This is a genomic window from Flavicella sp. IMCC45537 (assembly GCF_057197705.1).
On sequence record NZ_CM170067.1, the window covers coordinates 1,124,650 to 1,151,457 of the forward strand.

The window sequence follows — 26,808 nt, forward strand, 5'->3', positions numbered from 1 at the left end:
CTTTTTATTTTAAAACAAATGCTCCATCTTTTTGTGTATCATGAAAAGTAATTCTATACTTTGAACAAGTTTTTTTCCATCTTTCTTTTAAATAGGGATAATTGGAGCCATCAGCAATAACCATGTTTGGTTTCACAAAATCTATACACCTTTCCAAATTTAATTTGGGTGAGTCTTTCAATACAAGGATTCCGTCAGTAAAATTTAAAACCTTGTAAACTGCGTTCGCATCAATGATCAATATCTTTTTATCTTGAAAAAAAATCACTGGTGGTACTTCTTTAAACAAGCTGTCCAAAGTTACCCCCGTTTTATTTACATAATATTGAACTAGCTTGTCTTCTTTTTCAATATCAGGACCATAAAAATTTAATCGCCCTCCTCTACTAATTGAGATACAGCTTTTTTTATACTGCTGATAGATAATCAACTCCTCTAAATTTTTACGTTGAAGCATTTCATAATATATGACACCCTGAAAAGCCAATACTGAAAACCCTAAAGCATATAAACGCTTTGTATTAATTTTATAAAACGTGCCCAAAGCCAAGAATAATATTACATATGAACTTAACAACATAGCACTTGAAAAATATATATTCTCTAACAACCATTTTTCTTGAACAGAAATCCATGCAATAAAATCGTTCAATAATTGCACAACACTGCTATATATGTGATAACATACGTCTATATCAATTCTAAAATAGGACAATAACAAAACAAAAAAGCCAAATGTTAAAACCAAACCTAAGGCTGGCAATACGACTAAATTTGAGATTATAAACAAACCGGGGAATTGATGAAAATAATACAAACTTAACGGCAACAAGCCCAATTGAGCACTCATAGAAACAGTCGACAGGTTCCATAAATATTTTATTACGCTGTTTTTTGGTTTCCATAGCCTAGAAATAATAGGCTGTAAAATGACAATCGAAAATACAGCTATATAACTCATTTTAAACCCAAGATCAAATAAATAAAAGGGATTTACCAAAACTAAAATTAAAGCAGAAGTAATAAGTGAATGAAAAACATTGCCTCTTCGGTTTATCACCCGGCCAAATGAAATAAATGAAAACATAACCACCGCTCTTACAATAGATGGAGACAAACCAGCTAAAAAGGCATAACTCCATAAAAGCAGAAATATTAAAACAAACTCTATTATTACACCATGTTTGATTCTTTTTAAGGGCTGAAATATAAAATATAACAACAGTACAATGATACCAATATGCAATCCACTAACTGCTAATATATGTATGACGCCAGCGTTTGCGTAATTCTTCTGTAATTCTGATGAAATGTATTGACGTTCTCCTAACAATAACGCCAAGGATACAGAAAGCACCTCTTTGTTCTTTATTTTTTGAGTCAAGGAACCTATCAGTTTATGCCGCAATTGAAATGCAATTCGTTTCAATGAAAATCGATATCCGTCTAACCGCTTCCATCTTCCGTGTTTTAGTGAAACTTGTCTTTTTATATTCTGTTTCTCTAAATATTTTTTATAATCAAAATCGTATGGATTTCTTTTAGATGAAACTACTTCAATTTTAGAATAACCTATGAGCTGATCTCCGATCAAAAACTGGAAGGTTTGATGCCTTTTTTCTACTCTAAGCAATATTTTTTCAGAGCCCCTATTTCTTTTAGGATTCTGATATAAGGCGATATAACTATATGAATAATCAGTTTCTTTTAAAACATCCTCAATAACTAGAGTGATCATTGTTTTAACCGTTTGCGATTCTTGAACAGGACTGTTTCTCAGATGTAAAGACAGCATGCCAAAGGTAAAAATCAACAAACAAAAGAAATATTGATAATACTTATATAGTCTCAGTCCAATGAGACAAAAAATGACTATCCAAAATAGAATAATTGTAGAATTAAACAAAGGGAAATAGTACTGAAATAATACTCCAGCACTATATAACACAAAAATATGTGTTGGGATAAAATGTAAAAAAGATTTCATAGCAACTTTAAGTTACTAAAAATAGTTTTGGACCAACAAAAAAGTCCCTGTAAAATTTACAGAGACTTTTTTTGACATTTAATTCTTTAGTAAAATCTATGAATTACAACAACTGAATTCCTTTATCAGAAATTTCAATTTTCTTTGCTTTATACAATCCACCAATAGCACTTTTGAAAGATTTTTTACTCATTTTAAAATGATACTTGATATCTTCTGGACTACTTTTATCATTATAACCAATAAATCCACCATCTAAACTTTGTAATTTCTCTAAAATTACAGTTTCATTCGGACCAATTTTATTTAAAAATCCAATAGGCTGCAATGAAACATCAATCCCTCCATCTTCTCTAAGTTTTTTTATGTATCCAACTACCTTCTGGCCTTCTCTAACACGTTTAAAAACTTCGTTCTTATATAATAAGCCCTCGTACTCGTCATTTACCAAAACGCTGATTCCAACATTTGTAAAACGACCAATAACCAAGTCGACCTTTTCTCCTACTTCTAATTCCATTTCTTCTATTTTAAATTATTAAAATATTCTTTTAAAATTCTATCATTTATTTCTGAAGGTGTATGTATTTCTAACAATTTTGGTTGCTCAGAAACGTCATAAAATTCCTTCAAGGCTTCTTTTAAATTCTCTTCATCAGAAGCAGTACTATATGCTAAGCTATGCATTTTACACAAATACTCAGCTGTTAGTCCATGTGGAGTTTCAAAATAATCTAACGCTCCACTATTAGAAGGACCAGGAATAAATTTAAATATCCCTCCTCCATTATTATTTATAATTATTATTCTAAAACTTTTTGGAATATACTGATTCCATAAGGCATTACTATCATAAAAAAAACTAATATCTCCAGTAACAAAAACAACTTGTTCTTTGGTAGACATTGCCGCACCAATAGCGGTTGAAGTACTTCCATCAATCCCACTCGTTCCTCTATTACAAAAAACTTTAAGAGAAGAATGTAAATCAAACAATTGACTATAGCGCACAATCGAACTATTACTCAATTGCAATTGAATAGATTTAGGAAAAGATTTCAATAACATATCGTGAACCATAAAATCAGAGTATGGAATCTGGTTTAAATACTCCTCATGTTTTATGCTATTTCGCTTATTTACTCGCATCCAATCATGATGAAAAGAACTTTCTTTCTCCTTTGTTAAAAAGAAAAATTGACTAAAAAATAATTGAGCAGAAATTTCAAAATGACGTGTCATACAATGAAAAGAATCCAAAGCTCTTTTTTCGTTCACATGCCAATGCTCTTTAGGTTGGTATTTTCTAAAAAACTGTTTAATTCTTTTAGAAACTACTAGTCCACCTAGAGTAATCAAAATTTCTGGTTGCAATTTTTCGAAATCCTGTTCTTCTAAAGGAAATAATAACTGGTCTATAGAATTAAAAAAACGTTCATGTTTTATATTCGAAATAGTCTCAGTAAAAACCAATACAGACGGATCTTTCAATAAATGCTCCATTTGAACTTGCAATAAGTCATCTGGAAAATTACTTCCGATCAGAACTATCTTTTTCGAGGCACTATTCCATTTATCCGCATACAATTGTAACATGTCTACATCTAAAGGAGTCTCCTTTAAAAAACTTTTAGAAAAATCATAATGTTCAACTGTATCCAATGATAAAATAGTATCTACTGTTTCATACAGAGGTTCATCGAAAGGAATATTTATATGCACAGGTCCTTTATTCACAACCGCCTGAAATAAAGCATTTTTTATTTCTTCTGCATTGTGCTCCCTTTCACCAGTAATCAAATTCGCATTGTAAATAGCATGATTTTCAAATACATTCTTTTGACGAATTGTTTGACCATCTCCAATTTCTAACAAATTCTCAGGTCTATCTGCTGATAGAATTACCAAAGGAATATCACTATAAAATGCTTCGGAAATCGCTGGGTAATAATTTAATAAAGCGGAACCTGACGTGCAAACCAAAGCTACAGGCTTTCTTTTTTGTTGCGCCATTCCCAGTGCTACAAAAGCCGCACACCTTTCATCAACGATACTATAAGTTTTTATTTCAGGATGACTTGTAAAGCCAATCGTTAAAGGAGCATTCCTAGACCCTGGAGATATTACAACAGAATCAATGCCATTGGCAAGGCAAGATGCTATTACTAATTGAGCAAGATCATTTTTTGGGTATTTCATCTATTACAAAACCTAAAATTATTTTCAAGAAACTTGAACAAAACGCCCAAACAACTTAAAATTTTAAGTGTGTAAAATTACAAAATAGATTCCATTGTTTTACACTTTGCAACGGTTTCTTCCCATTCCTTCTCAGGGTTACTTTTATCTGTAATACCACCACCAACGTACAAACGAATAGTTTTTTTCTCCAGCAGTTCCATACAACGTAAGTTTACATATAAAGAAGACATTTGGTTTACATTCAATTCTCCAAAAAAACCTGTATAAAATGATCTATCAAATTTTTCTTCTTGAAGGATATAAGCTTTAGATTCTTCTCTAGGAAAACCACAGACTGCTGGCGTTGGGTGCAACACATTAATCAATTTAGAAACAGAATTTTCTTTATCAAATTGTCCTTGTATATCAGTTCTTAAATGCAACAAGGCACCTGCTTTTGCAGTATAGGTTTTAGAAACTTCTAAAGTACTGGTAACTGACTCTAAATTTGACAGTACATAATCCGTAACCAACTGCTGTTCTTCTAATTCTTTGCCGCCCCAAACAACATCAAGTGTATCAATATACCGCTGTGTCCCGGCCAAAGACATTGTTTTAAAATGAGTTTTTTTTGTTTCCAACAAAGTTTCTGGTGTTGCTCCGATCCACAAACCAACTTTAGGATGAAACCAAATATAACAAGTAGCATGCTTGTACTTTTGTACCAATCTTTCAAACACCTCAAAAACATCTATTTCTATATTCGAAACTTCTTTAGCTCTTGCAATCACAATTTTTGAAACATTAGAACTTTGAATTTTCTCTCTTGTTCGCGTTACAAAATCAATATGATTTTTTTTTACTTCTTCAGATTCTCCAACCCTAATAGCATTACCTTGGTAAGCTCTTTTATCAAATTTCACCTCAGCAGAAAACGACACTTCATTAGGGATCAATACTGTCTTTTCCTTAGCATCAAAAGGAGAAAAAACAAATCCTTCCTCAGAAAAATCTTTCACATAATGGAGCGTATCGTCCTCCTGAAAAAAACTATTAATTACTGATGAATTGGGTTTGTTATAACCTACAAAAGGCAATCCATTCTCGTATGCTTCTGCTAATTTTTTAAGCAGTAAATAAAATTGTATCAAGCTAGAATTCTTATTTTTTTGTTTTTGGTAAAACAATATTTGTTAGTTTACAAAACGAGACTAAATTATCCTCTTGGTCACGAATTTCTATTTTCCACAAATGTGTTGTTTTTCCTTTATGTAAAACACTTGCTTTGGCAGTTACAACTCCTGATCGCACACTTTTAAGATGATTTGCAGTAATCTCTATACCTCTCACCTCAAAGGAATTTGTATCAATCAATAAATGTGAAGCAGCACTTCCTACACTTTCTGCTAAAGCAGCTGTCGCCCCACCATGTAACAAACCTAACGGCTGATGAACTTTTGGTGTTACGGGCATGGTTGCAATCAAATAATCAGGACCAACATCTATATACTCAATCTCTAATGTTTCCATCAAAGTATTCTTAGTAATTTTATTCGCCAGCTCCAGCATTTTAGCACGATCCATACCTTAGTTTTTAGAGCATAAAAATACAATTTATGTTGCAATCTTATTTCATATCGGATGAATTATTTCATGAAATATTCTCTTTTATTTTTTGATTTGTACCTAGGGATAGCCTAATTTTGCAGTATCAAAAATGAAAAAATTATGATCTATAAAATTAGAGTTGTACTAGATGTAAAGGAAGATGTTATCAGAACTATTGCTATAGATTCTAAAAATACTCTTGAAGACCTACATAATACCATTGCCAATGTATTTGGTTTTAATGGTCAACAAATGGCGTCATTTTATAGAACTGATGATGACTGGAACCAAGGTGAAGAAATTCCATTAATTAATATGGATGATAATCAAGGTGCGCTATCTATGGCAACCACCACTATAGAACAAAACATAGAGGACGAAGGTGAAAAACTTATCTATGTTTATGACTTTTTAGAAATGTGGACTTTCTTTGTTGAGATAGTTGAAGTCTCTGATACTTCAGAAGATAAACTTCCTAAATTAGTCTTGACGATTGGTGATGTACCTGAAAAAGCACCAGAAAAAGAATTTACATCTGATAAAGAACCAGGATTTGATAATGACCCTTATGGATTAGAAGATGATTTTGACAACTTTGGAGAACATCAAAGTTTAGATGACTTAGATACCGATATCTATTAGTTAGATATTCCTCAAAATAAAAAGCGCCCAAAAACGATAGTTTTGGGCGCTTTTTATCTTATTCTAATTCTTAATGTATCAAAAAGTGATTCTCATTTTCATAATTCCTAACAACAAACTCAAAGGCAACGCCAAGTAAATCTCCCATACTTTTACATTTTTTGAATTTTACATCTTTGGTATACACCAACAAATCTGCTTTCAATTGCTCCACTTTTTCGGGCGTAGAAATTGCATTCTCAGACATACAATCTAATAAATGCAATACACGATCATGTACCCGTAAAATTCTTTTTGAAATAGCCGATCGTTCCTCAATTTTATACTGATTAATAGATTGTTCATGCAAATTTTCATGTACCATTTGCACAAACAAATTATTTTCTTTTAAAAACTGTGGCATGTATACCTTAAACTTACCCTCATAACACTGTTGGTCAAAATCTATTGCCCTAATTCTATACTGTACTTGATCAAAATCATGCGTTGGTACAATCACATAATTATAAGAACGCATATCTCCTAACAAACGAATAATACATCGTTCATTAAATTTTACAAATTCTTTAGAAAGTTGCTTCTGATCACGTGAAGAAAAATTCTTGTATCCCTCATTCATAAAAACATCTCCAGGAATCCCCTGAATATGCTCTTCTACAATCGTATCTTTGTATACTAAAAAATTAATCCTATCGGGAGATAAAAGATGTTCTAATTCCAACCCATAAACACGAGATGCATCTGCCTTTTTAATGTACATATACATATAGTTATCATTGAGGATGTTTCTTACTTTTACCCTAAAAGGTTTAGAGTTTCCAAAGGTGCAAAAATCTACAGCATCAATGTTCAAAAACGGTATAGAGTCTTCACTACCATCGGCATGCAGAATACTATAAATTCTTTTTAAACTTCTATCTATTTCCTCACGCTCAAATTCAGGATAATAAACCCGGATCCAAAAGGTATCTGCACCAGATTTATCATATACCTCAATTCCACCAGAATAACGCAACAAATCATCATACAACACAGGCATGTGTACGTTTCTACTATATTTTTTTAAATAATCTTTTAACTTATCACTGATCGGAAAACTCGGCTTCTTCTTAGAAATTAATTTTTCTTCCATAATTCTATAGTCTAATTCTTCTTGAAAAAAATCACAAGAAGCTACCACAAACTTACTCAAATAAAAGGACTTTTAAGTCTCTTTTAAATCAAAAAGATCTAAAAATATAGATGCTCTTAACTCTATCTTTAAATGGTCAATCTTTCAAAGATACTGGTTAGATTCAATTTTCAAGTGGACAAAATAAGAAAAGGCTCGAAATAAATTTCGAGCCTTTTTAACTGAGAGAAATAATTAATCTTGAATAACCTCTGTAAAAGATAATTCAAATTTTTGACCATATAATAATTCATATTCCTTTTCAAATTTCGCATATGTTAATTTTGCAGAACTATGCTTCCCCATAAGATTTTGCGCCTTACATTTAAAGGCCATGGCTTCTTCGTTGATAGAATCAAAATTAAAGACACAATCAGATAGCTTGATAATGAATTCCGGATCCTCCTTAATGTCAAAATTTTCTGCAAATGTAACTAACGCATCAATTATTGAATCTGAAACATAAGCTTTAAAATTATCTAACCATTCATAATTTACGTTTAATAAAAAAGGCCCTTTCTCTGTAATTTTCATCAAGTAATCAATATCATTTTTAGTTAGTTCTGATTTTGAAGAGGCCATGTTTACAACATCAAAATAATCACATTTGATATTATTATTTCTTTCGATTATTTTCCAATATCCTGTTTTTTTACTTAATTCATAGTCTCCTATCGAACTCAAAATCGTTCTTAGTTTTGCTACATTTACAGCCCTGTTATTTTGAGCACTCTTTGGAGATTTATCATACCATAATATTTCTACAATCTTTTCAGATGAAATTCCTTTATTATTCTTTACCGTAAATACCCATATAAGCAAAAACAACTCTTTTAGAAGTGGAGAAAATTTACTTGTTATATCATTAGACGATGCATCAAAAACCTGAAAGCCGCCAAATAATACAAAATCATACTCTGATAATTTTTCCTTACTTGAATCCTGTATTTTAATCCTCGTTTTGTTAACCGAATTTTCTATCTCAGTATTAGAGAAAGTCTCTTCTTTCGATAACGGTTCAGCATCTAATATTATGTTATTCTCCTTAAGCTTCATTTTTTTATTCTTCCAAAAATAAAACAATAAAATCATGGCAGTCAACAAAATGACGGCTAACGTAAAATACAAAATACTGAAGTTACTTTCATCTAGCTCTTCATTATTTTGCAAGGCTAATTTATTTGGAGGATAATTAATAGTATGTAAGCTATACTTCGTTTTCAAGGAATCCGTTATATAGGACTTAAAACCTAACAATTTTTTAGCCTTTTTTGAATAAAACAGCTTTGATTTCGATTTTACATCAATAAAACTATACGGAAGTTCTTGACCTAAGATCTCCAACTCTCCGTTAATTAAAGAACCTTTTATTAGCTGTAAATTTCCGATAAAACTATTTTTATCATAAACAAGTGCAAAAAAATCCTTCGTGTTTTTATCTATGTAAAAAGTATTCGAAACACTCATTCCATCAAAAAGTTCGGTAATTTTTTGTTTTTCAAACATTGCTTCATTTTCCAATGAATACCCAACTAAATCATAATAACTTTTGGGATTCATAACTTGATCTCCTGAAACACTTCCATAGCCTCCTAATAAATAAATAGAGTCATTTAAAACACCGATTCCTGCGAGGTATCTAGGTGTAAATAGCGAATCTCTTTTATTGAAACCAGACCATGTTTTAGTATCTATTTGATACTTAATTAAATCGTTCCTGTAGCGATATTGTCCATAACCTCCAAAAACATGTATTGAGTTATCCAATGCACTATAGTAACTATTGTGCTGTTGGTATTCTTTCTTATTGATATCAACTGTATCATCAAGGGGAAAATCTGGTTTCCAATCACCTGTGCTTGGATTTACAATATAAATTTTTCGTTCATCAATTGAGTAACAATATATTTTATTGTTTTTTATATTGTAAACGGCTTCAAAACTTTCTGAAAGAAATGGAGGTTTTGAAGAATAATTTATCTTTTTAAATTTATTTCCTTTTACATCATATATTCTCAATATATCTTGTTGCAATAAATAAACTTCTGACTTTAACTCATTATAGACACTTAAGACATAGCCGTCCACCTCTTGCTCTGCAATTTCCTTCCAATGATTGTGTAGATGAGCAATCCAATTAGGGTTTTTAAGTGTCGCTTTGTGATTGCTTATTTTATCATGAGCAATATTTCCATCATTTTCATCAAAAGGGAAAAACAATTGCAATTTACCATTCTCAAATATTTTTAAATCTCGAATGGACATGGACGGAATATCTGTGTTCGTAAATGAATTGTAATCAGTACCACCAAAGAAAATCTTAAAACGATCTACAGATTTAAAATTTACTCCATGCATCACATAAATATCGTCATATAAGTATAGAATGACCTCGTTTTTTGACAATAAAAATTTTACCCTAACATCAATCCATGTATCATCGATATATTTTTCTTGAAAAATAGATAAAACATTAGGTTTCTCGTTGTTATTACCTACTAAACTAAAGTTTATTCCTTTGTCTATATTATTAATTAAATCAAGATTATCACCTTCTTCATTTATCACCCTAAAAATATATCCAAAGCTGTTATTTTTAAGATTCAAGTTAAATTTCATCTCGAATTCATTGTCAAATGTTCTAAATCCATTAGGAAAAACATTTAAGCTTGTTCTTTCGTCCAAAATTACATCTTGACCTGAAAATTGAACACCGTAAGACTGTGAGCAAACTTCATTTAAACAAAATAAAACACTTAAAAATAATATTAATCGCAATTTTAAAATCATGGAAAAAATGGAATATAATTTACGCTTTATAATTAAGATATCTCTTAATTATTTTTAGCCTACTGTCTGACAGGCAATACAATTTTACAAATAAAAATTTACATTTTAACAAAAGTATTGTGTTTAGTTCTCTATCAATATCACAAAAAAAATAAACATTTCGATACGTGACAAGCATCTAAACGTTGCATTAGCACTAAATAAAACACTACCTTATTTCAAAGATAGTCAAATATCGATATGATAAAAAGCATCTTCTATTTTTCACTTCGAAAATAAAACTAATTTTTATCTAGAAATTGCAAAGTTTCAATCGTTTAAATAAAAATAAATAATTTTAAAAAGTTAAGTAGCCTCTCTAACTAAACACCTTTTCGTATAATTACTAAATGCCAAAATGAAAATATAAAACTTCAAAACCAATATCTATCATAAATGCACTAAACCGTAATTATTTTTAGTTAGGTATTATTTATTTACACTTTAAGCGACTTAATTTTTAAGGTATCTGATTTTAAACTCTTAAAATAGTTTAAATATACTTTTACAGAAAAAAAACCACAGTCCTTACAACTGTGGTTTTTAAACTAAACTAATTTATTATGAAGCTCTATGAGACAATAAACTTGATTGTTACCGACTCCCCATTAATATTTATTTTTAAAACATAAATACCTGCTAACATACTTGATGTATCTAAAGTATAGGCTCCGTTCATTTCAAAAGAAGTAATGTTTGTACCTAATAAATTATATACCTCTCCAGAAACAATACCTGGATACTCAAATTTCACATTACCATTCGATAAATTTTTCACTACGAAATTATTTAAAGCATCAATAACATTTACTGATAATGACGGTTGCGTTAACCCTGAATCCCAAGCTCCAACATCCTCACCATCTGAACCGTAATCAATTGGCGAATTACCTGAAGTAGCAATACCATATGTAACTGCTCCTAGCCCTTCACTTGGACTCCATGTTAACATTGAACTTGCCAAATCTGCTTCCAAATCAGAACCTATATCTGTTAGAGTGAAGTCAACAATCTTACGATAGCTACCTGAAAGTACATGTGTTACCGATGCTGAATTCCCTAATCCACCAAAAGCAATATCTGCTGATGTCGTTGCATTTGGAGATGTGTTTCCATATATCAAACTATTCGTAATACTAACAGTTCCAGTTGAATCTGTTCTAAATGCTGATCCCCTTTGCGAAAGCGTTGTAGTTATCGTATTTTCAAACATGGTTACATTTGTCATTGATAAATTACTGTCTCCAGTCGTATAAACTGCACCACCTTGACGATCTGCTGAATTATCGTAAAAAGTAGACCCCGTAATCGTAACGGAACCTGTAGAAGAATTTGAAATTGCACCACCAGTAGAAGTATCACTTGCATCTGTTGCACTGTTGCCTTTAAACACGCAATCTACAACAGTTACATTTGCTAGAGAACCAACATAAATGGCTCCTCCGCTTCCGTTAGCTGTGCTATTGCTGTCAAAAACACAATTTGTCAAAGACACCGTTGAATTAGTAATATAAATATTCCCATTTCCTGCCGAATTACTATTATTGGTAAAGGTACAATCCGTAAAACTAGTGTTTGACCCAGAACCAACAGTACTAAATAAGCCACCTCCATTACTAGCACCAGCAATATTGGTAAACTCCAAACCTGAGAATACCGATGTAGCCACGCTCGAACTATTCAGGTTAAATACTTTAATACCACCAGAATTAGAAATTACCCCCTGAACTCCGGAAACAACATCCACATCATCATGACTAATAAATGTTATTGTACCACTAGTATCATTTACATTCAATGAAGAAGCAACAGTTAGGGTACCACTAATGATAATCCTATCATTTTCAGCTAAAGTCCCTTTCGCCATTGTATAGGCTGCATCTAAAGTAGCTAGTGCATTGTCAATGTCTGCACCAGAATTTGAATCATTACCATCTGATTTTACATAAATATCAGCCGCCGCAACAACAGATGACACTAGTAGTGCAGCACTAAGTAAGAATACATTTTTAAATTGTGTAATTTTTTTCATGATTAATATTTTTTAATTAATAATTAGTAAAATTATGCCGCTAACTTAATTAAGTCTTATTATTATATTAATAGACTAGAAAAATTTAAAAAAATGTCTATTTTTTTTAAAATAAAAAATTAATGTCAGAATAACCTTTTCGATTAATTCTATCAAATAACTATAAATTAAGACAAAAAAGATGCATACTATGTATCACTCTTTATTGCATAGGGTTACTTGCGCAAGACCTCTTGAACCATACACACGGCGGGCATTAAGGTTGTTTCACCACAAAAGGAGATTCTTTCAAATTAAACAAATGGACTCATTGGGGAACAGGGCCAAAAGATTTAAATGCTGAAACACTTACCATAGATAGGTTTTCAAAATTAATAAAATATTTAACTAAAAAACTTTATGGCACTTGGCTAAACTTGTAAAAATGGTGAATCTGTAAAGTTATACTCCTCAAATGATTCTCAAACCATAGACCTTCATTTTAAATGGATGCAGACTTATGGTATCGATGGAGTTTTTTTACAACGATTATTAATGTCTTTAGAAAATCCTAAATTAAAAAATCACAGAGATAAAGTTTTAAAACATGTTTTAGCAATTTGGGAGCTTGGTTTCATTGACAGACCTTACACCGTAAGATATGTTACAGATGTTTTGGATTTATTCAAATCTAAAAATGGAAAAGGGAATAACAAAACTTATGTAATTTCTGGAGTCCTTTCATACAGGAGAACTCATATTAGAGATAGTGAATCAGAGCCTTATAGGAATAAACCATTAAGAGCATTTGATATGTTTCCCCCATGGTCTGTTGGGAGGTATAGAGACACTACATCTTATAAAAATTAGATCGAGTAAGTTACACTTCCTGATATTTGGAAACAAAAAAACGTTCCGCAATAGAGCAAATGCACTATTGCGGAACGTTTTTACATTTCTTTTTATTAGTACTTATTAAAGAATAAGAAGCTTGTGGGTTTTTTGATAGCCTTTGGTATTAATCTGAACCAAATACATACCAGAAGTAGCAACATTACTTAAATCAATTTGTTGAATGACTGAATTTATGTTATCCTTATTATATATTTCTCTACCATTTATATCATAAACTTTTAAAGAAACTTCTTTAAGATCATTTAAATAAATACTCACTACAGATTCAGTTGGGTTTGGTGCTATATAAGTTGCATTTAAAAGTTGTTCCTGTTTATCTGTATGCAGTGTACTCTCAGTAATTGAAACTGAAAATGACATATCATAGCTAGGGTAACTCAATCCACAAGATGTGCTAGTTTCTTCGTCTGTATAAGTTCTTAAATTCCCTATTATTTGGTCAGAATCACTATAGCGAACACGCCATTCTTCATCTAAATCAGAACTAATATTGATATAGTAATTGTGTTCCCCGTTTAAGTAAATTTGATTTGACAATAGGACTGTGTTATCTCCATCGGTAATGGATGAAATACTTTGATTAAGAAGCTCTGTTGCATAACAATCTGGACCATTTCTTATTGAAATTGTAAAGGAAGAATTTATTGTTGATGCTGAATCGAACGTTAACTCTGACAAAAATCCAGAACAATCTGGTTTGAAAGATTGACCCCATGAAACATTTGCCTTTGTTTGATTCGTCCCTGAGGATGAAACAACGCAATTTTCAGAGGGTTTTTCTGATGAAAGCAAAATATTGTAGTTATCAAATAAATGTTCTCCATGTGCTACCAAACCATGAGGTGTAAGATGAGATCCATCTGCTTTAGGAAAACCATACATTGAAGTAAACTTTATATTTACATCATTTTGCGCAATATTCTGGTGAGCATTATGAATCGCCGGATAATCAACGACATTTCTATGTTGTTCATCAACACCTAAAACTACGGGTAATACACTATTTCCAACAAAATTACGAATATTCAATATCAGTGAAGAAAGTCTTGTTTCATAATCTTCAGGGAAGGTATGAGCCTGAGCATCATGTTCTCCTTGAATCCAAACAAAAGCTTTAATATTAACCGTATGTCCTTCGGCTTCTAATTCATCAATAGCTTCAGTTAGTTTACTGATCATTCGATCATAATTCATTCCATCCCCAGGACCTTGCCAATCCTCATACAAACTTGATCCACCTTGTCCAAACTTAAAAATGGCCGGATTATAACCTGCTTGCTTGAGTTTTCGACTAAAGGTAACTTCAGGACCAAAATGCCCATCATCAAACAATCCTTCTTGAGCTTGCATAGTAACCCAACCATCAGTTGTAAACGGTTTATCCGGATTATTACTTCTCATTAGTGTCTGATTTAATCTGATTGAAGTATCTAAATTGTCCGGATCTGCAGGGTAAAACGCACCATCTCCTTTCCAGCCCATGGCATTTGATTGCCCAGCCCAAATATAAAGATCTATGTTTTCCTGAGAATTGGCAGAAACAATTATTCCGAAGAATAAAATTAATAATAGTAATGTCTTGCTTTTCATTTGAGAAATTGTTTTAGTTAAAAGTTTAAAGGTCATTAGAGAAATACTCTCATTAAATACATGCCCCATAAATTTGTTAGTATTGAAATACCATACCTGAGTTGTTAGAACCCATTATTTGTATTTTATTAAATATTAAAAAACTCTTTTTCATTTTTTTGCTTTTATTAATTGATGTATCCCATTTCTTCTTTTTCTTTGATTTCCTTCAAGTTCATTCTATCCAATTAATTGAATATGTCATCCTTAAAACTACAAAACACAGCTCTTTTTTTTTAAATTAACTCTCTGTTTTTCACTCCATTATAATGTTTTGATTTTTTATTTGCTAACCACTCTAATAAGCATTCCTTCAGTTCTTCTACTTTCTTCTCATATTGAGTTTTATTAGGGTTTTTCCCCAATAGATTATTCATCTCATACGGATCATCATTTAGGTTATACATCGCATTGATTACTTTGGATGAAACAGAATAGGGAATCATTAGTTTCCAATTATCTTTTACTATCATATAGTTTGGAGAAATATCTCCTCTATAATCCCATTCTGTAACCACATACTTTCCATGCTCCTTATCTTTATCTTCAATAATTCCTCTTAGGCTTTTTCCGTCAGATTTATATTCACCAGGAATGTTTAAATAATCCAAAATAGTAGGAAATAAATCAATAGTTGAAACATATTGATTCAATGATATTGCAGTTGAAATCGCCTCTTTATCTTTTATTATTAATGGGATATGAGACGATTCTTCATAAAACACATTTTTCTCTCTCATTCCATGGGCTCCCAACATTTCACCATGATCACTTGTAAAAATTATCAAAGTATTTTCTGTAAGGCCTTCTTCCTCTAATTTATTCAAGATTTTTCCGACCCAAATATCCATTTCTTTAACTAGTCCATAATAATTTGAAATCATATATTTTATTTTCTCCTGATCTGCAAACTGAGTTAAACTTTTTCTCCCATTCGCATTCGCATAAGGTGAGTTTTTCATATCATCATGAATACTTAACGGTGGAGCCATTTTCTTTGCTGGATACATTCCATAATAAGGCAATGATGGAAGCATAGGCGCATGAGGAAAATGAAACGAGCAGGTAATACTAAATGGCTTGTCTTTTAAACGTTCAATCGCATCAATCGTCTCCTTTCCGTAATATGCGGTAATTGTATGATCCTCAGGAATTACAGATTGCCCATGGTAATCAGGCTGAGTTAATTTTTGCTTCTCAGATCGAACCTCCTCGTAAGTTTTACCAAAATTCACATCTATTGGATCCGGAATATAGGGTCTTTTAGAGAATTTATCCATAAGTTGTCCTTTCTTCGGTTTTCTTTTAGGAAAGGCCTCATTCAAATAATCTTGGTACAAATAATTCTGACCACCATGATCGAACATCGATTTACCATTATCCGCTTTCTTTTTAGGATTCTTATACACTTTGGAATGAGTTGACATCGTATGCCATTTTCCATAGTATTCACATGTATATCCTTGCTCATCTAATATCTCATCGAAAGTTATAGAAGTCATTACTGGTGTTTCATTATAATGATACGTTTTATCATTTGTATTAACCCCAGTATTTTCAACAGTTTGACCTGTCAAAATAGAAGATCTAGCCGGTCCACATACAGCGCATGGGGTGTATGCATTCTTAAAGTAAGCACCTTCATTAGCCAATCTATCTAAATTTGGTGTTTCCAGAACTTCATTTCCAGCAATACTTAAAGCATCATACCTTTGTTGGTCGGTGATGATAAATAACAAGTTTTTCTTTTGTGCCTCACCGCTAAAACAACAAAGCCCTAAAGTCAAAAACAACAATTGATATTTAAAATTTCTCATAATTTATTTCTAATTTTATTAGATAAAGACTCAAGTATCTGAACTAATTAATTCTTAGCCTTTTTTGTTACTGCAGTCTCCATAGTTAATCTTTTCTTAGTTTCTCCTTAATCTTTTACTAAGCCAAAAGCATTTCACCTCTCTCATTTTTTGCATCCCTTACTATTGACTCAATATAATTCCATGTACCAAAGTATATTGCTTTTCTAACACCAGCATCTTTATGAACCTATAATCGACATTCATAATGTATAAAATGCCTTAAAACAGTCTTTTTAAAACTATAACTGTAAGCCGCATCTTCTTCTCTCCAATCCTTATCATTCCCGATATTTAGACTATTCATTTGAATTTATTTTGTTACTTCGTTTAGGCTGATACACTTTTACTCATCGATTTTCCATACCAGGCAATAAATACAAAACACAATAAAGGTAACACGAAAGAAAAATTCACTTCAGAAACCCCCATTATTTCCGTATCCGAAACACCTGATCCACCTGCATCAATAATTAGACCTTGCATTTTGGGCATTAATGCACCACCCACAATTGCCATCACTAAACCAGCAGAACCAACTTTGGACTGCTCTTCCGTCAAATTACCTAAAGCTATCCCATAAATAGTTGGGAACATCAATGACATAAAAAAGGAAACACCCACTAGACAATATAACCCATAGGCATTTTGGATAAAAACAGTCCCCAATAATGAAATCATTGCTAATACAGCAAAAGACATTAACAATCTTCCTGAATTCATAAACCTTAACATGTACGTACCAAAAGCTCTTCCTACTGTAAATAACACAAATGCAAACATTTGATAATATCCAGCTGTTACACTATCAATGCCTATTCCTTCAGCATATTGGTAAATATAAGTCCAACACATAATTTGTGCTCCTACATATAATATTTGTGAAACAACACCCAAAACATAAGACTTGTTTTCTCCAAGCGTAGCAAATGTTTCACCAATTTTTGGCATCGCTCCTTCTTCTTTAGATTGAGGCATTTTACTCATCAAAAACAACACAAAAACTCCCATAATCACTAAACCAAGTATCACATACGGATTTCTAATCACCAAAAGATCAGCTGTTTTTATCAATACTTTCGAAGCCTCTTCTAATGCAGAAAAATCCGCAATATCATCGGACTGTAAGTTTTTTAATACAAATTGTTGAGCAACAAACAAACCCGCAATCAACCCCACTGGATTAAAAGCCTGCGCTAAATTTAATCGTTGGGTTGCTGTTTCTTTTGCTCCCATTGCTAAGGCGTAAGGATTTGCAGCTGTTTCTAAAAAAGCCAATCCAAATGTTAATACATAAAGTCCCATACAAAAAAACCAAAATTCCTCCGAAATCGCAGCTGGATAAAACATAAGCGCACCGACAGAGTACAATCCAAGTCCAATTAGAATTCCCACTTTATAAGAATACTTTCTCATAAACATAGCAGCAGGCAAGGCCATACAAAAATAGCCTCCGTAGAATGCCATTTGAACCCATGCAGCTTCAGAATTTGATAATTCTAACACTTTTTTAAAAGCTTGTACCATGGGGTCCGTAACTGCATTCGCAAATCCCCATAGACCAAATAAAGATGTTACTAAGATAAAGGGAATAAGGTTTTCTCTTGAAACAACTGCTATTTTATTTTGTTTTTTCATTTACTTCTAGTTTAAGTCTTTGTTTGTTTTTTTTAACTCTACAAGATTAACAATTATGATTAATTTTTCATTAACATTGTCATAACCCCAAGTGTTAATGCACTGTTACCAAATAAAAAAAGAGGGACAAATCCCTCTTTTTTCCCTCTAACAGAATCGTCTTACTTCACTAACTTAAAACTAACGTAAAATCATTGTAGAGGCATTTCACTTTCCAGGGGTATCTCTTTCCTTAACATTTTGGCCGCTAAACCGGTTAACTTCAAATAGTGATCTGGAGCTACATCATCATTTCCTACAAAATAAGCATCTTTACTATTTGGAGGTTTGTTTAAAATAGGAATTATGGCAGTACCTTCATCCACTTCGTCAAACATACCAACAAATAACATCTCACCCCCAGCATTAATAGCATTGTAGATAAGATCCCAATAAAACTTACCGCCTAAACGGGGAATAGCTCCATAAGAGGTATGTTTTGCTAAACGTGGGTTCATCTTTGATAAATTACGCCAACTAAACCCTGCATACACTAAAGGCACATAGTCTACTTTATTTTCTTTGCACCATTTTATATCAGAAATTACATGGTCTCTATAACGAATTTCGTCTTGATGTAATAATGGGGTAAAGCGTTGAACCATCCAAGGTAAAACAATGTCTGCAGATTTTATAACATCATGTAAATATGGATCTGGCAAACAATCTTTATCCAATTCTCTAAAATACGTAGGTACACCTAACATTACAGAACATCCTCCGTATTCTGGATCATTCTTTAGAAAATCAATTAACCTATTAATTCCTATTTCACGAATATTATAAGGGCGATCAGGAAATCCTAAGCCCCAAATAGTTACTAATGGTTTACCATTGTGATGGATGTAATTCTCACTTGAGGTAACTTTTAAATTATCAACTAAATTTTTCCAATCCTCAATAACAACAGAACAATCTTCGCCATTTGCTTTTATACCAGAGAGGTCATACATGACACCAATCGCTCTATTATTATTTTCGGCTGCTGATACTGCATTCGCTAGAATAACATCATGGGATTTTTCAAGATTATGATGCTGCCTTGCAACTCCAAAAAAACGTTGCATAAACACACCATCAACACCATAATCTTTCATCCATTTAAAATGTAAATCTGTTGTACTTTTATCCACAGAACTAAACACTCTTGCTTTTGTACCATCAGGAAATTTAAACTTCGTTTCGTAAGTTTTTTCATATTGTGACACATCAGGCCAGAAGTCAATGGTATTATGTTCTTTATCAAATTTACCACCAGAACCGTAATGCCCCCATTTAGAATTTGCTTCATCCCCTGGTGCCCTAAACCAACCTTGATAACCAGCCATTACTAAGCCTTTATAGCTTGGAAACTTATAACTTCTAGCATGTTTACTTTGCCCATTTAATTGACTCGACAATAAGCACAATAATATGATGCCTGTTAAATATTTATTATTCATTTCTTATTTGTATTATTAAGTAATTCTGTGTTTATTTTTTAACCTTCAAACCAAACTCTCAAGAATAGACTTCCAATATTTATCCCTTTTATTTATTTCGAGGCAATAAATTGGTTTGTGTTTGATAGACTAATTATTATATACTTTTTATTCTAATGATGGAGGCACTTGACTTAAGGAGCTTCCCCAAGACTTATTGGCTTTATTACCCATCACCAATTCTAAAGTACCACCTTCCATAATATCAGAATGAGTAAACCAAGGCTTTTCCCAAGTTTTACCATTAAATTTTGCAGACTGAATGTATTTATTATCCGGTGCATAATTTGTTGCTTTTATGGTGAAATTTTCTCCGTTTTCTAAATGAATTATAGATTCTTCGAAAACTGGACTCCCAATCGTATATATAGCTAACCCAGGTGTTACTGGATAAAACCCTAACTGAGAGAATACGACAAAAGCAGTCATTCCTCCGCCATCTTCGTCTCCTGGAACTCCCATTAAGTCATCTCTAAACCATTGATTTAACAAAGTTCTAATTCGTTTTTGCGTTTTCCATGGCTGACCAGCATAATTATATAGATAAGGAATATGTAATGAAGGTTCATTTGCCATTGAAAATTGACCAACGTTACCTGTTTGATCAGGTAATTGAGCATAGAAACCAAATTTACTTCTACCTAAAGGCTCTGAAAATGTATTATTTAAATTTTCAATAAAAGATTCATTTCCTCCCATCAACTCAATTAAATCTTTTACATTGTGCTGTACATCCCATCGATAAGTCCAAGCATTGTTTTCTCCATAATACTTTCTTGCACCCATTCCTCCCGAAAACTTATAATCAAAAGGTTCAATAAAATTTCCCTTATTGTCTTTTGGATGGAAAAAACTGGTTTTATCATTGTATAAATTTCTATAGTTATAGGAATGTGCCTTGAAAGTTTGATATTCCTCAGCTTTCCCCAATTCTTTAGCTATTTGAGACAAACACCATTCATCATAAGAAGTACCTAAAGTTACTGCTACAGGTTGTCGACTTTCAAAGTGATGTACCTCTGGCACAGTTTCTTTTTCTCCATCATGAAGCGCAGGAAAATATCCTTTTTCTTTGTAAAACAAATCTATCTCTCCAGCCGGTAAACCAGACCAAGGAGCTAAAGTTTTTTCGTTAATTCCGTTTTTACAAGCTTCGTAAGCTTTTTCTAAATCAAAACCTCTTAACCCTTTTCTGTAAGCATCAATTACAGAGGCAACACCATGATTTGAATTCATTCGTCTACTATCTCCTGTAACTTCAGGAAAAGTTGGCATCCAAAAATTATCCATTTGTTCTGCCATAATGACAAAAGAATTAATAACATCTTCTTCTGTTTTAGGGTCTACCAAAATACGCAATGGGTGGTGGGCTCTATAAGAATCCCAAATCCAATCATCTGTATAGAAAGGACGGCCATTATCTTGATGAATGCTGTTATCAAAAGCACTGTAATATCGTCCATCTTCTGAAAGACATACGGGTCTTTCGTAAGTTCTGTATAAAGAGGTGTAAAAAACGCGCTGTTCAGCTTCACTTCCCCCTTCAACTTCTATTTTCCCTAAAGCATTATTCCAAATATTGCGTGCTGTATTTTGTAATGTTTTTAAGTCTTTTCCCTTAACTTCTCGCGATAAATTACGAGTTGCTTGTGCTTCATCAATAAATGAAATCCCATAACGTAGAGTTATTTTAGAAGTACCTTTTGGAAATTTCAAAACAAGACTTGCATTTTTACCTTTGATACTTGCTCCTTCCGATACTTTTCCTTCCTTCAAAACCGAAATCGTTTCTGGTTTTTCTTCAAACTCCATTGACAAAAATACCTTTGTTTCATTTTCAATAAGTTGAAACCCAGACAAACCTGAATCATTCCAAGATATAGCTCCATTTTTAGAATTTATTATCAAATAAGTATCTTCTTCTTTATTAAATACTAACGAATATATTGCTGATTGATGAGACAATCCAAAATTCACATCAATCTCATCATCATCCAAAAAAACATAGTAGGAATAGGGAGTCAATTTTTCATTATCATAACTATATTTCATTACAGATTTCATATCTTCAACCTTTCCTTGAAAAGGGCTTAGATTAAAAGCTGAGCTTCCTCTATGACTTGTTGTAATTAAGGGTAAACCATTCAATAAATCGCTAGTAAAATCCGAACGTTCTGGATATACGCGTAACATACTGTTGGGCAAATGCATTGTTGGAAAAGTTGGAACTAGTAAATGACTTATGTTACCCAAATAAGGGTTTACTAAGTCTATTGGTTTTGTTTTATTCTTATTCTGCTTCAAATCAGACAATCCATACCCTGATAAAATCATTATAATAAAGATTCCTATAAAAATTGAGTACTTAAATGTTTTATTCATTTGTTTAAATTAAATTATACGGTTTTGAATAAGCGTTTTAATTAAATCCTAATTCTCAATTTATTTTTAAAACAAAATATTCATATTAACTTTTTATAAATGTAAAAGCGAGTGATTAATGATTAAATAATAATTACTTAATTAAGTATTAATTTTAATTTCTTGGTCAACAAATAAAAAAAACAAAGTCAAAACACACATCTAACCTCTTAAAAAACAGAAATCTACCCCCATTCCTAAATCATAGATAAAATGGAATCGATAAATAGCTTTTTTTCATTCATACTTTTAAACATTGTTGATATTCTTTGTTCGACCAATCAATATTGCCTTAAATAATAATATGCAAAGTCATTGTTAGATTATTGCTATTTTGCTTTCAATTCCCCCCTTTTCAATTTCACTTTGCAAGTTATTTTTTAATAGCTATGAAAATTATACCGTTAGTTTTACAGTCTCTGACTTTGGTTTAAGAAAAAAATATTCTTATTAAATTTATCACTTATTGGAAGTTCCAATATTTTATCAAGTTCCTGAAGATCTAGAAAGTGCTTATAGTAATGTCTTAAGCTTTAAATAGTAAAAGCTAACAGTTGTGCAACATGATATTATAAATTGTTTTTATACAATCCGCGATAAATACTGGACAAAGGATGATTTAAGTAGTTCATCCTCTAATTATGTTTCTCTTGAATTTTAGCACATCATAAATACCTTCTAACGTACAAAAAACAGCATCGGGTGTAAAACCAAAATAGAATTATCAAAACAAATTCTAACGAAATTTCCCAATACACACGTTATCTTTCTCTTAACTCAAGAATTGTATAACTCTCTTCCATAGACTGTTAAGAATCTATTAACTAAAAATTAATGTATAAATCTTATCATTGTTAAAATAATAACACAAACAATATGAAACTAAACACATCAAAATTTATCGCATTTATAATATTTGTAATTGCTTTTTCATTTAGTACCATTGCACAAGAAAAAAAAGAGCCAAATTATGAAAAAAGGTTTGAACGTTGGGACAGTAATGGTGATGGAGTTATGACATTAGAAGAATTCAAATCAGTGAAAAGACAGAAGGAAATTCCTAATGACAGGTTAGAAAAACAATTTAACAGAATGGATAAAGACTCCAATGGCACGGTATCTTTAGAAGAAGCGATTGAAGCTTCTGAGGCTGCTGCAGAAAGAAAAAAGAAAAAAGAAAAATAGGCTTAAAAATCACTAAATAAAAAAAGCTCAAGTTTAAAACTTGAGCTTTTTTTATACCTATCTGTACGGAAGTCTGTAATTTTAAATTTAATTTACTTCTTTGTCCATTACAAAATCAATTAAATATTCCGTTTTCTTCTTTAAAATTCTATACAATGATCATAGCAAAAAGACTTTAGATAATACCTCCATGAGATTTTTTCAATAACGATAGATTTTTTTTGATCTCTAGAAGATTTATGAACAACTCTTGATATTTTAAATAACTTTATCTAATAATACATTTGAGGTTTTCCCCCATTTTTACTCTTCCAATACATGGTATCCTTCTCTATAATTAAATCAAGTGTATTCCTTGGTGTGGCAGATTCTCTGAACTCTTTCGGCGCCGCTTTTTTTAAATTATTTATAACCTCTTTATAATTTTCTTTAGTTGCTAAATTATACCACTCATTAGGATCTTTTTTTAATTCATAAAGTTCTTGCGTACCGTCGTTATAATGAATGTATCTCCAATCAGAATTAATAACAGAATAACTTCCTCTTATGTGGTAAGGAACAAACAAAGACCTATCCTTCATACTCTCTCCTCTTAAAGCCGGAACTAAAGACATACCATCCAAATTGTGTGACTTTGGTAAATTACAAAGTTCAGCAAATGTAGGGTATAAATCAATTAAGCCAGCTGTTGCATCAACATCAATATCTTTTTTTAAATCATTGCCAGCGAAAATAAAAGGAACATGCGATGTTTCATGCCATAAAGTATGCTTACCCCAATTTCCTTTTTCCCCATGATGATAACCTTGGTCACTCCAAACAACAACTATCGTATTATCTTTATAGGGGCTCTGCTCAAGTGAATCTAATATACGCCCCAGCATATCATCAGCATATGATACAGCTGCGAAATAGGCCCTATACGCCTCTTTCATTAAACCTAATTTAACTAGTTTATCGTGATGTTGCGCTTTTCTTTTTATTGCAGCATCTCTAATAGCAGGAGGTAAATCATCTAAATCATTTTCAAAAAATTCAGGGATCTCAATATTTTCCAAATCATACATATCAAAATATTTTTGTGGCACATAATTTGGGAAATGAGGTGTATACAAACCTATAGCAATAAAAAACGGATTTTCATGCTTTTTTCTAAGAAGGTCACAAACCCAATTAGTTCGCTTATTTTCTAACATTTGTTCACTAAGTTCGTTAGGGATAGGTGCCCACTCTAAAAAAGGACCACCTTTAATCTTTTTTCCTTGCTTTATATAGTAAGGGCTATAAGGAAAAGGTTCTGGAAATGGCAAGTCATTACCACGATATCCCATTTCATATCCTACTTCCTTAACTTCTTTGGTCCTGGTAAAATATTCATTCCATCCGCGTAAATCAACAAATCCCGCCCTGTGATGAAATAACTTACCCGCTCCATAAATATCATAGCCCCCCTTTTTAAAAGCTAAATGCAAAGGCAAAATATTTGGATAATCATAATGATATACTTCATTTTTATAACATCCCGTAGTAGATGATTGAAGTCCAGTCCAAATTGCAGTTCTAGAGGGCGCACAATAAGAATTTGGAGCATGTGAATTAGTAAAGTTAACCCCCGCATTTGCTAATCTATCTAAGTTCGGGGTTTTTAATTGTGTATATCCCAATGGGTTTATCCAATCATTTAAATCATCCAATGCCAGCATAATAACATTAGGCTGCTCTAATAATCCATTTTTTGTTATTGGCGAAGCTTCCGTATTTTTAATTTTTTTTTCTTGATTTGTAAAAAAGAACACTATTGAAGCAACAGCAAAAAGGGAAAGGATTAATACTCTTATTTTTATCATAGTTTTATTTAATATGTAAATGTTACAACTCCTTTTTATTCCATAAAAAAAGAGATAAAAACAAACGAGGTCTAATTGGAAAAACAGTAAACATTTTTAAAACTTCCAATTAAATTGACACAAATTATTAATTTCTTACTGGCATTTCATTAGAAAAAACAACCTCTCCTCTTAGTATTTTACCGGCCATACCTGTTAACCATAAAAAATGATCTGAAGGCACCCCCTCTTCTCTAGGAACAAACTTACTTTTCTCTCCAACAGGTACTTCCCTAGCTACTTTTATTATGGCAGTACCTTCATCAATTTCATCAAACATAGCTACATAAATCATTTCTGCACCGCTATTCATAGCTCCAGCTATTTGTTTCCAAAAGAATTTACCTTTATTTCTAGGTATGGAATTAAATTTAGCATTTGGTTTCATATTGTACCAAGAAAACCCGGGAAAAACGGTAGGTACATACGACACTTTGTGTTTTTTAGCCCATTCAACATCTCCAAGGATTACTTCTTTTCTAAACTTTTCATAACTTTTCTCATTATAACGTCCAACTAACCAAGGATGAATGATATCAGCTTGTTTTGCCAAGTCTAAAAGTTCAGGCTCACCAGATGTATCTCTTCCCAAAGTTCTCCAATAAGCAGGTAAACCCAAATGAATTGAACAGTTTCCATATTTAGGATCATTTTTAAAAAAATCCATCATTTTAGAAACCTCGGGAATATGACTGCTGTTTCTATCTTTGAAACCAACTCCCCACAAGGCTACCAAAGGTTTATCATTATGAAATAAATACGTTGTTTTATTTTTTTGATTCGTCAATTTAAGATCATCAACTAAATGTTTCCAATCTTTTAAAACCAGTTCATAGTTTTCGTCATCCATACCTCCAATATCATACATCAAACAAATAGCTATACCATATTTATTGGCCGCTTTGATGGCAGACTTAAGCACTTTATCATTGTGTTTTATTCTACCTTTTCGCGTCAATACCGAAAAAAACCTTTGAATAAATACACCATCAACACCGTATTCCTTCATCCATTTAAAGTGTAGGTCAACTGTACTTTCATCATATGAACTAAACACATAAGCAGGTGAACCATCTTCAAATTTAAACGCAGTCTTGTATTTCTTTTTGTATTCATCCATTTCTGGCCAAAAATCAATAGTGGTATAACCATCTTCAAATTTTCCTGATCTACTATAATGCGTCCACTTTCTATTTGCGCCATCAGTTGGAGTATTAAACCAACCCTGATAACCAGCCATAACAAGGCCTTTATAACTCATGAATTTACTTTTTTTAGCATGCTTTGTTTGAGCAAAGGAAAATGAACTTAATATTATTAGAACTAGGA

The 26,808-nt window shown here is 32.0% G+C and carries 18 protein-coding genes; 3 read left to right on the forward strand and 15 right to left on the reverse strand.

What is annotated here, in order from left to right; genetic code table 11:
• Positions 1-4: 4 nt before the first annotated feature.
• The 5 genes from AC2DGP_RS05240 to AC2DGP_RS05260 form a co-directional block, all read right to left on the reverse strand.
• Entirely contained in the window at positions 5-1,987 is a 1,983-nt protein-coding gene (locus AC2DGP_RS05240) for a ComEC/Rec2 family competence protein (RefSeq protein ID WP_484491965.1), read from the reverse strand.
• 103 nt (positions 1,988-2,090) lie between these two features.
• Positions 2,091-2,507 (reverse strand): S1 RNA-binding domain-containing protein, encoded by a 417-nt coding sequence (locus tag AC2DGP_RS05245; RefSeq protein WP_484491966.1) that lies wholly within the window; start codon positions 2,505-2,507, stop codon positions 2,091-2,093.
• A 5-nt stretch (positions 2,508-2,512) separates the two neighbouring features.
• The gene (gene menD, locus AC2DGP_RS05250) at positions 2,513-4,186 is read right to left on the reverse strand and encodes a 2-succinyl-5-enolpyruvyl-6-hydroxy-3-cyclohexene-1-carboxylic-acid synthase (protein ID WP_484491967.1); all 1,674 of its coding nucleotides are present in this window, start codon (positions 4,184-4,186) and stop codon (positions 2,513-2,515) included.
• A 77-nt stretch (positions 4,187-4,263) separates the two neighbouring features.
• The gene (locus AC2DGP_RS05255; RefSeq protein WP_484491968.1) at positions 4,264-5,319 is read right to left on the reverse strand and encodes an isochorismate synthase; all 1,056 of its coding nucleotides are present in this window, start codon (positions 5,317-5,319) and stop codon (positions 4,264-4,266) included.
• A gap of 10 nt (positions 5,320-5,329) precedes the next feature.
• On the reverse strand, positions 5,330-5,752 hold the full coding sequence (locus AC2DGP_RS05260) for a PaaI family thioesterase (protein WP_484491969.1): 423 nt from the start codon (positions 5,750-5,752) through the stop codon (positions 5,330-5,332).
• A gap of 144 nt (positions 5,753-5,896) precedes the next feature.
• Here AC2DGP_RS05260 and AC2DGP_RS05265 point away from each other — a divergent pair, with 144 nt between their 5' ends.
• A complete protein-coding gene (locus AC2DGP_RS05265) occupies positions 5,897-6,418 on the forward strand; it encodes an IS1096 element passenger TnpR family protein (RefSeq protein ID WP_484491970.1) in 522 nt (173 codons plus the stop codon).
• Positions 6,419-6,488: 70 nt separating this feature from the next.
• Here the strand turns inward: AC2DGP_RS05265 and AC2DGP_RS05270 are convergent, their stop codons facing one another.
• From AC2DGP_RS05270 to AC2DGP_RS05280, 3 genes are all read right to left on the reverse strand, one after another.
• Entirely contained in the window at positions 6,489-7,550 is a 1,062-nt protein-coding gene (locus AC2DGP_RS05270; RefSeq protein ID WP_484492484.1) for a hypothetical protein, read from the reverse strand.
• A gap of 234 nt (positions 7,551-7,784) precedes the next feature.
• A complete protein-coding gene (locus tag AC2DGP_RS05275; protein WP_484491971.1) occupies positions 7,785-10,379 on the reverse strand; it encodes a hypothetical protein in 2,595 nt (864 codons plus the stop codon).
• A 610-nt stretch (positions 10,380-10,989) separates the two neighbouring features.
• Complete coding sequence (locus tag AC2DGP_RS05280; protein ID WP_484491972.1) at positions 10,990-12,450, reverse strand: T9SS type A sorting domain-containing protein; 1,461 nt, start codon at positions 12,448-12,450, stop codon at positions 10,990-10,992.
• A gap of 489 nt (positions 12,451-12,939) precedes the next feature.
• On the opposite strand from AC2DGP_RS05280, the gene AC2DGP_RS05285 reads away from it, so the two are divergent.
• Positions 12,940-13,299, forward strand: a complete 360-nt coding sequence (locus AC2DGP_RS05285) for a hypothetical protein (protein ID WP_484491973.1) — start codon at positions 12,940-12,942, stop codon at positions 13,297-13,299.
• Positions 13,300-13,404: 105 nt separating this feature from the next.
• Here AC2DGP_RS05285 and AC2DGP_RS05290 read toward each other — a convergent pair whose 3' ends face one another.
• The 5 genes from AC2DGP_RS05290 to AC2DGP_RS05310 form a co-directional block, all read right to left on the reverse strand.
• Complete coding sequence (locus AC2DGP_RS05290; protein ID WP_484491974.1) at positions 13,405-14,934, reverse strand: T9SS type A sorting domain-containing protein; 1,530 nt, start codon at positions 14,932-14,934, stop codon at positions 13,405-13,407.
• A gap of 275 nt (positions 14,935-15,209) precedes the next feature.
• Positions 15,210-16,790, reverse strand: a complete 1,581-nt coding sequence (locus AC2DGP_RS05295) for a sulfatase-like hydrolase/transferase (RefSeq protein WP_484491975.1) — start codon at positions 16,788-16,790, stop codon at positions 15,210-15,212.
• Positions 16,791-17,159: 369 nt separating this feature from the next.
• The gene (gene fucP, locus AC2DGP_RS05300) at positions 17,160-18,467 is read right to left on the reverse strand and encodes an L-fucose:H+ symporter permease (RefSeq protein ID WP_484491976.1); all 1,308 of its coding nucleotides are present in this window, start codon (positions 18,465-18,467) and stop codon (positions 17,160-17,162) included.
• 191 nt (positions 18,468-18,658) lie between these two features.
• On the reverse strand, positions 18,659-19,948 hold the full coding sequence (locus AC2DGP_RS05305; protein WP_484491977.1) for a glycoside hydrolase family 99 protein: 1,290 nt from the start codon (positions 19,946-19,948) through the stop codon (positions 18,659-18,661).
• Between the two features lie 147 nt (positions 19,949-20,095).
• Entirely contained in the window at positions 20,096-22,369 is a 2,274-nt protein-coding gene (locus AC2DGP_RS05310) for a GH92 family glycosyl hydrolase (protein ID WP_484491978.1), read from the reverse strand.
• Between the two features lie 915 nt (positions 22,370-23,284).
• Here AC2DGP_RS05310 and AC2DGP_RS05315 point away from each other — a divergent pair.
• A complete protein-coding gene (locus tag AC2DGP_RS05315) occupies positions 23,285-23,593 on the forward strand; it encodes an EF-hand domain-containing protein (RefSeq protein ID WP_484491979.1) in 309 nt (102 codons plus the stop codon).
• Between the two features lie 272 nt (positions 23,594-23,865).
• On the opposite strand, the gene AC2DGP_RS05320 is transcribed toward AC2DGP_RS05315, so the two are convergent.
• The gene (locus tag AC2DGP_RS05320; protein ID WP_484491980.1) at positions 23,866-25,440 is read right to left on the reverse strand and encodes a sulfatase; all 1,575 of its coding nucleotides are present in this window, start codon (positions 25,438-25,440) and stop codon (positions 23,866-23,868) included.
• Positions 25,441-25,567: 127 nt separating this feature from the next.
• The gene (locus AC2DGP_RS05325; RefSeq protein ID WP_484491981.1) at positions 25,568-26,740 is read right to left on the reverse strand and encodes a glycoside hydrolase family 99 protein; all 1,173 of its coding nucleotides are present in this window, start codon (positions 26,738-26,740) and stop codon (positions 25,568-25,570) included.
• Positions 26,741-26,808 lie beyond the last annotated feature (68 nt).

What these genes read in the sequence shown, in the direction of transcription:
- AC2DGP_RS05240 (WP_484491965.1), bottom strand. Translation starts at nt 1,987, where the DNA reads ATGAAATCTTTTTTACATTTTATCCCAACACATATTTTTGTGTTATAT.
- AC2DGP_RS05245 (WP_484491966.1), bottom strand. Translation starts at nt 2,507, where the DNA reads ATGGAATTAGAAGTAGGAGAAAAGGTCGACTTGGTTATTGGTCGTTTT.
- menD (WP_484491967.1), bottom strand. Translation starts at nt 4,186, where the DNA reads ATGAAATACCCAAAAAATGATCTTGCTCAATTAGTAATAGCATCTTGC.
- AC2DGP_RS05260 (WP_484491969.1), bottom strand. Translation starts at nt 5,752, where the DNA reads ATGGATCGTGCTAAAATGCTGGAGCTGGCGAATAAAATTACTAAGAAT.
- AC2DGP_RS05265 (WP_484491970.1), top strand. Translation starts at nt 5,897, where the DNA reads ATGATCTATAAAATTAGAGTTGTACTAGATGTAAAGGAAGATGTTATC.
- AC2DGP_RS05270 (WP_484492484.1), bottom strand. Translation starts at nt 7,550, where the DNA reads ATGGAAGAAAAATTAATTTCTAAGAAGAAGCCGAGTTTTCCGATCAGT.
- AC2DGP_RS05275 (WP_484491971.1), bottom strand. Translation starts at nt 10,379, where the DNA reads ATGATTTTAAAATTGCGATTAATATTATTTTTAAGTGTTTTATTTTGT.
- AC2DGP_RS05280 (WP_484491972.1), bottom strand. Translation starts at nt 12,450, where the DNA reads ATGAAAAAAATTACACAATTTAAAAATGTATTCTTACTTAGTGCTGCA.
- AC2DGP_RS05285 (WP_484491973.1), top strand. Translation starts at nt 12,940, where the DNA reads ATGCAGACTTATGGTATCGATGGAGTTTTTTTACAACGATTATTAATG.
- AC2DGP_RS05290 (WP_484491974.1), bottom strand. Translation starts at nt 14,934, where the DNA reads ATGAAAAGCAAGACATTACTATTATTAATTTTATTCTTCGGAATAATT.
- AC2DGP_RS05295 (WP_484491975.1), bottom strand. Translation starts at nt 16,790, where the DNA reads ATGAGAAATTTTAAATATCAATTGTTGTTTTTGACTTTAGGGCTTTGT.
- fucP (WP_484491976.1), bottom strand. Translation starts at nt 18,467, where the DNA reads ATGAAAAAACAAAATAAAATAGCAGTTGTTTCAAGAGAAAACCTTATT.
- AC2DGP_RS05305 (WP_484491977.1), bottom strand. Translation starts at nt 19,948, where the DNA reads ATGAATAATAAATATTTAACAGGCATCATATTATTGTGCTTATTGTCG.
- AC2DGP_RS05310 (WP_484491978.1), bottom strand. Translation starts at nt 22,369, where the DNA reads ATGAATAAAACATTTAAGTACTCAATTTTTATAGGAATCTTTATTATA.
- AC2DGP_RS05315 (WP_484491979.1), top strand. Translation starts at nt 23,285, where the DNA reads ATGAAACTAAACACATCAAAATTTATCGCATTTATAATATTTGTAATT.
- AC2DGP_RS05320 (WP_484491980.1), bottom strand. Translation starts at nt 25,440, where the DNA reads ATGATAAAAATAAGAGTATTAATCCTTTCCCTTTTTGCTGTTGCTTCA.
- AC2DGP_RS05325 (WP_484491981.1), bottom strand. Translation starts at nt 26,740, where the DNA reads ATGAGTTATAAAGGCCTTGTTATGGCTGGTTATCAGGGTTGGTTTAAT.